Source organism: Deltaproteobacteria bacterium (genome assembly GCA_011773515.1).
Classification (GTDB): domain Bacteria; phylum Desulfobacterota; class Deferrimicrobia; order J040; family J040; genus WVXK01.
In genome coordinates, this window is record WVXK01000077.1 from 3,264 (window position 1) to 9,271 (window position 6,008).

8 protein-coding genes are annotated in these 6,008 nt (G+C 54.3%); all 8 read right to left on the reverse strand.

The window, feature by feature from the left end; translation table 11 throughout:
• Positions 1-257, reverse strand: a 257-nt coding sequence (locus tag GTN70_08890; protein ID NIO17099.1) for an aspartate kinase, incomplete at its 3' end; no start/stop codon positions are given.
• A gap of 130 nt (positions 258-387) precedes the next feature.
• Entirely contained in the window at positions 388-840 is a 453-nt protein-coding gene (tsaE, locus tag GTN70_08895; protein NIO17100.1) for a tRNA (adenosine(37)-N6)-threonylcarbamoyltransferase complex ATPase subunit type 1 TsaE, read from the reverse strand.
• A gap of 9 nt (positions 841-849) precedes the next feature.
• Complete coding sequence (locus GTN70_08900; GenBank protein NIO17101.1) at positions 850-2,454, reverse strand: NAD(P)H-hydrate dehydratase; 1,605 nt, start codon at positions 2,452-2,454, stop codon at positions 850-852.
• Complete coding sequence (acpS, locus tag GTN70_08905) at positions 2,451-2,840, reverse strand: holo-[acyl-carrier-protein] synthase (GenBank protein NIO17102.1); 390 nt, start codon at positions 2,838-2,840, stop codon at positions 2,451-2,453. Before acpS ends, GTN70_08900 begins: the two co-directional genes overlap by 4 nt.
• Positions 2,837-3,559: a pyridoxine 5'-phosphate synthase gene (locus GTN70_08910; GenBank protein NIO17103.1), complete on the reverse strand. Its 723-nt coding sequence runs from the start codon at positions 3,557-3,559 to the stop codon at positions 2,837-2,839. Before GTN70_08910 ends, acpS begins: the two co-directional genes overlap by 4 nt.
• Positions 3,556-4,920 carry a phosphoglucosamine mutase gene (locus GTN70_08915; GenBank protein NIO17104.1) on the reverse strand — a complete coding sequence of 455 codons (1,365 nt, stop codon included), beginning with the start codon at positions 4,918-4,920 and terminating at the stop codon, positions 3,556-3,558. The genes GTN70_08910 and GTN70_08915 overlap by 4 nt, the downstream gene beginning before the upstream one ends.
• A gap of 72 nt (positions 4,921-4,992) precedes the next feature.
• Positions 4,993-5,685 (reverse strand): hypothetical protein, encoded by a 693-nt coding sequence (locus GTN70_08920; GenBank protein ID NIO17105.1) that lies wholly within the window; start codon positions 5,683-5,685, stop codon positions 4,993-4,995.
• Positions 5,686-5,687: 2 nt separating this feature from the next.
• A partial coding sequence (locus GTN70_08925; GenBank protein NIO17106.1) for a hypothetical protein occupies positions 5,688-6,008 on the reverse strand: 321 nt, incomplete at its 5' end.

Consider the following 6,008-nt stretch of genomic DNA (forward strand, 5'->3'; position numbering starts at 1 on the left):
TCAAGAGCAATCGAGATCAGTCCGATGCTGACCTGCTCTCCCGAAGAGACGACCTGGTCATACTCCCTCTCATTGGGAAAGTCGGTGACCTCAGACACGAGTTTGACGAGCCTGTCCGTTTCGCCCGCCATTGCGGAAACGACAACGATGACGTCGTTTCCCGCATCTTTCGTCCTTGCCACGATGCCGGCGACGTTGCGGATCTTCTCTATCGAACCGACGGAAGTTCCCCCGAACTTCTGAACCACGAGCGCCATCTACCGTTCCTCCTTGGATGCGGATCCTGCTTCGATAAAACCGACTCCATCACACACTGTAAAGCGCGCTTTCCTGTCCGGCTGCAGAAAGGGGGATATTGTCTGTCAGGGTGCATCCACGAACAAGCCCCTAATTGCTCCAGCCCCGCAGCATTTTTATTTCCCTGTCGTTATCGTTTAAAATTTTTAGGATAATCCTAATGGTGTTTTTTGGCAAATAATTTTTTGCCCTGTCTCCCCATTCGATCAGCGCGACCCCCTCACCCCCAATCACATCGAAAATACCCGTCCGGGAGAGTTCGTCCCAATCTTCGCCCAGCCGGTACAGGTCAATGTGGTAGAGCACCTGTTTTCCTTCGTACACGTTGATTATCGAAAAGGTGGGGCTGAAAACCTGACTTTCCGGGTCGATGCCCATACCCTCTGCGACTCCTTTGACCAGCTGCGTCTTTCCGGCGCCGAGCTCTCCTTCCAGCGAGACCACGTCCCCCGGACAGAGTATTCGAACGAGTTCACGACCGACAGACCGCGTCTCCTGATCGTTTCCGGAAAAAATGGTGTCGGGGATCTTCAGTGGTCCCATGTAAGGAAACTATTCGCCCCCTGTCTCGGAAAAATCGGCTGTTTCCCCATGATCGAATATTTTTGCCAGCGCGTTGGGGTAATAGGAAACAACATGTCTCGGCAATACCGGTGCTCTCGGATGCGCCTCGAGGGCGATATCTGCGGAAAGGCCGTGGAGGTGTACCGCGCAGATTGCCGCCTCGATCGGCACCATACCCTGTCCGAGAAAGGACAGAATCAGCCCCGTAAGGACGTCCCCCATGCCGCCCGTGGCCATGTAGGGGTTCCCCGTGTCGTTTACATAAATCGTTCCTTCCGGGTCGGCGATGACCGTTCTGTATCCCTTTAGGACGGTTATCACTCCGTTGTCCTTTGAAAAATTCCGCGCGAAACCAAGGCGGTCTTCCCTGACTTCCTTTACGGAGAAACCCGACAGCCTGCTCATTTCTCCCTCGTGGGGGGTCACGATCACCGGGGCGCTTACATGGGTGAGCATCCCCATATTGTTGCTGAGGCAGTTGAGCCCATCTGCGTCGATCACGAGAGGCTTTCCGACTTTTGGAAGGAGGGAAGAAATAAATTCCTCCGTCTCTTTCCGAAATGACAACCCCGGGCCGATGGCGACAGCATCGGCATTGTGAATCCTCTCTAAAACAGTGCCTGCCATGGTTTTGGAAAAACAGCCGGCAACCGGATCGGACACGGGAAGCGTCATCGGCTCCGTCAACTTCTGTTCGAAAATTACATTCAAGCTCTCGGGGATAACCGCGTATATGAGGCCGGAGCCGGCAACCAGGGCCCCCTCGCAGGCCATGACGACAGCCCCGGTAAGCCCCGTCGAGCCTCCGATTACGTGCACTTTACCGGCATTCCCCTTGTGAAAATCCAGCGGGCGCTCGGGAATCAGGTCTCTTACCCCCCGGGAAGTTACGAGAAAGTTTTTGACTTCCAGGTTGTCAAAGGCAATCTCCGGGAATCCGATATCGAGGATGTGAAGGTCCCCGCAGTAGGAGCACCCCGGCGGCACGGCCTGCCCCACCTTCATAAGGCCGAATGTGCAGGTTACATCGGATACAACCGCTTCTCCCAGCACCCTGCCCGTTGACGCATCGACGCCGCTTGGAATGTCTATTGAGCAGACCGTTTTTGCGTAGGTGTTTATCGTATCGATGACGCTTCGATGAATTCCCTCGATATCCTTGGAAAGGCCAGTCCCGAACAGGGCGTCGACCACGATGTGCGCATTCTGGGCGGATCTGGCAAGATCCTTGATGTCATCGTCATCGCTGATCTCCTTGACCTGCCCGCCGCCTTTCAAGAATATATCTATGTTGAGCCGCAAATCGCCGGTGGTATCGTTGATCCTGCCGACGAGATATGAGTCCACCTGGCAATCCTGTTCCTCGAGGTAGCGTGCAACGACGAAGCCATCGCCACCGTTGTTTCCCATGCCCGAAACGACCGTGACCTGCACCCCCGGGATCCAGAGGCCCTGCTTCTCGAGGGTCTCGATTATGACGGCCGCTGTCCCCCTCCCCGCGTTCTCCATGAGGACGGGGCCGGGGATCCCTATTTCCTCGATACTCCTCCGGTCGATCTCGGCCATCACCTCGGCCGTGACGAGAGGGTTCATTTTCCTTCTCCTTCCAGGATTACGAACCCCACAACCATTTTTCCGTCGTGGGTAATGCTTGCGTGAACTAATTTTACCCCTGCCCTGTCGGCGTATTCTCTCGCTCTGCCGTAGAGTGCCACCCGGGGTTCGCCTTTCGGCCCTCTCAGCGTTTCCACGTCTTTCCAGAGAATGCCCCCGGATTTTCCCGTCCCGAGAGCCTTCATCACCGCCTCCTTGATGGCGAACCTTCCGGCGAGCCTCTCGTGTGACCTCACAACAGAGCGAAGAGCGTACTCGATCTCGCCTTCGGTAAATACCCTGTCCATGAAACGCTGGCCGTACTCTTTCACGAGGCGCTTTACCCGCTCCATATCCACCGTGTCAACGCCGATTCCTACAATCACGGAACTCCTCGCAAAAGTTCAACCATCTCCCTTACCGCCTGGTAGAGACCCACGAAAACTGCTCTCGATACGATTGCGTGTCCGATGTTGAATTCCTCTACCTGGGGGATCTTTAGAAGTGGGATGATGTTTTTGTAGTTGATCCCGTGCCCTGCGTTGACTCCAAGGCCCATCGATGCGGCGAAAAAGGCCGATTCCCTTATCTTGCTGAGCTCCCGCGTTTCCCCCGGTGTCCCGAACACCTCACAGTAGGAACCCGTGTGTATCTCGATATAGTCGGCGCCGGAATCTCTCGAGGCTTTTATCTGATCGAGCACGGGGTCTACGAACAAGCTCACCACGATACCTGCCTCTTTCAGCTCTCTGTTTGTCTCTTCGATGTGGCCCAGATTAGCGATAACGTCGAGGCCGCCCTCTGTGGTCACCTCCTCTCTTTTCTCGGGAACCAGCGTGCAGCAGTGTGGCCTCAACCTTCTCGCTATGCCGACCATCTCATCGGTTGCCGCCATCTCCAGGTTCAGCTTCGTCTTGATAAACTGTGCAAGAAGGGAAACATCCCGGTCGCTTATGTGCCGCCTATCCTCCCTCAGGTGAACGGTGATACCGTCGGCTCCTGCAAGCTCCGCGATCGCTGCGGCGTAAACGGGGTCTGGCTCCACGGTTTTCCTCGCCTCCCTTACCGTTGCGACATGATCTATGTTCACCCCCAGCTTTTTCATGACCGGTATCGTTTTATCTCCCGGGTGGCTTTTTCCGCTATGTGCCGGGCTATGTGGGATATGTCATTTTGATCTTCACCCTCGACCATGATTCTCAAGAGATGTTCCGTCCCGCTGTAGCGCACGTAAAGCCTTCCTCGTCCAATCAGGTTTTTTTCGTAATCACGAATGAGATTCGCCGTCTCCCTCAGCTGCCGGAGAGGTATTTTCCTGTCCACCTCGAGATTCAACAGAACCTGTGGAAAATCCTCCATGACTTTCCTGAGTTCAGACAGGGGCCTGCCCTTCTGTATCACCACTTTCATGAGCTGAAGGGATGCAAGGATCCCGTCTCCCGTCGTAGCGTGGTCGAGGAAGATAATGTGGCCCGACTGCTCGCCCCCGAAGTTGAAGTTCCCTCTTCTCATCTCCTCTATCACGTACCTGTCGCCGACATCGGCTCTTTTTACCCGCACCCCCGCTTTCTCCATGGCAAGTTCGAATCCGATGTTGCTCATCATCGTGGCCACGATCGTTTTTTTCTTCAGCTTCTTCTCCTGCAGCATGTTGATGCCACATACCGCCATGATGTGGTCCCCGTTTAATATGTCCCCTTTGTCATCGACAATGATGCACCTGTCACCGTCACCGTCGAGGCAAATGCCCAGGTTCGCCCCCTCATCGCGAACCATCTGAGAGATGTTCTCCGGATGAAGCGATCCGCAATCCTTGTTGATATTGAACCCATCCGGGTTCCCGCCTATGATCTTTACCTGCGCACCCAGCTCCTGAAAAACCGATGGTGCAGCACGGTATCCGGCTCCATTACCGCAGTCGACCACGACTTTGATCCCGTCGAGGGTGAGTCGTTTCGGGAAGGTGCTCTTCAGGTAAACAACGTACCTGCCCGTGGCATCCTCTATTCTACTGGCCTTCCCTATGTCTTCGGGACCCGGCCGGTGCTCATCCAGGATCGACGATGTCATGAGCTCCTCGATCCTCCCCTCCACGTCATCGGGGAGTTTGAACCCGTCCCCGCCGAATATCTTGATCCCGTTATCGTAAAAGGGATTGTGTGAAGCAGATATCACGACTCCTGCGTCTGCCCTCATGCTCGCGGTAATGAATGCGATACCTGGCGTGGTCAGGGGGCCGACGAGGAGAACGTCTCCTCCCATTGAAAGGATTCCCGCAGACAGGGCCGTTTCAAACATATAGCCTGACAGCCGGGTATCTTTCCCTATGACGATTTTGTGTTTTCCAAAACTGTTTCTAAAGTGATATGCAACGGCCCTGCCCACGGCTGTTGCAGTTTCCACCGTCATGGGCTCGGCGTTCGCAATTCCCCTGATCCCGTCTGTGCCGAAAAGCTTTCTCCTCATGCCTTCCTCCTTGTAACGGTGAGGAATAACAGAATATTATATGTTTTTTTTCGGAAGGGGGAAAACGTTACTTTACTTTTTGAATTTAATTTTGACCGCAACCATCCCGTCACCAACAGCCCGCACGAACCGGCCCTTTACGTTAAGGGGCACAACGATATCCACCTCTCCTGAAAACCGGGAAGGGTCAACGGGTTCCGTTTCGACTTCTGTTATGTTTTTCAGATCCACGACGGGCCCCTCTATGGTAACGGATGAGGGCTTCGTGGTGATCTCGTCTATCTTATCCCTCAAGCTGCTCATATTTTTGATTTTGACGGCAACGGGAACCGATTTCCTGTGGTGACGCTCCAGGATGACCTCCACTTTTTCCGGATAGGTTCCCCTGATATTGATACCTTTGGGGATATTGAAGCTTTTCTCGCCGAGGTGGTATATGTTTTTCCCTTCCTTGGCAGATGACAGGTCAAGAAAGGCCGTCGTTTCAGAAGCGCTCAAATAGCTGATCAGGTTCTTCGGACCGGCAACCCTGAGTTCCACCTGTCGTTCTATCTTGTTCGTGACGATGTATCCCGAGGGAAGGCTCCGAAGTTCCAGGGGCACAATGAGGCCAACCTGGACGTTCTTTTCTCCCACCACGTGGCTCCACAGGGATATCGCAATGGCAACGGAAAGGACTTTTAAAAGGATGTTTCGCGTCACCGCCTCCTTGGTTTTCGCAAGGACGGCATTGAAGGTTGTTCCGCTTTTATCTCCTCTTTCCATGGCTATTCCTCAGACGCACTCGCTTTGCTCTCGGGAATCGCAATGCTGTCCCGGGCGGCTGTTTCGGCCTCGTGGATCACTTCCTCTTCGGGCTCTTTCTCCTTTCCCCTCGAGACGGCGAAAATCCTGAAAAGAATCAACTCGAGGTCCTCCCTCGTCGAAATCTTTCTGTCATTTCTCTCCACGTAGAGGGTAACGTCACCATTTTCCTCGGACACGACCACAGATATGGCATCACTCTCATAGGTTATGCTGAGCGCTGCCCTGTGCCTTGCCCCCCTCAGGGGAAGGCTCATGACATCGTGGGTAATCGGAAGGATAAC

Coding starts and splice junctions, on each gene's coding strand:
- tsaE (NIO17100.1), bottom strand. CDS start 840: ATGGGACCACTGAAGATCCCCGACACCATTTTTTCCGGAAACGATCAG.
- GTN70_08900 (NIO17101.1), bottom strand. CDS start 2,454: ATGAACCCTCTCGTCACGGCCGAGGTGATGGCCGAGATCGACCGGAGG.
- GTN70_08910 (NIO17103.1), bottom strand. CDS start 3,559: ATGAAAAAGCTGGGGGTGAACATAGATCATGTCGCAACGGTAAGGGAG.
- GTN70_08915 (NIO17104.1), bottom strand. CDS start 4,920: ATGAGGAGAAAGCTTTTCGGCACAGACGGGATCAGGGGAATTGCGAAC.
- GTN70_08920 (NIO17105.1), bottom strand. CDS start 5,685: ATGGAAAGAGGAGATAAAAGCGGAACAACCTTCAATGCCGTCCTTGCG.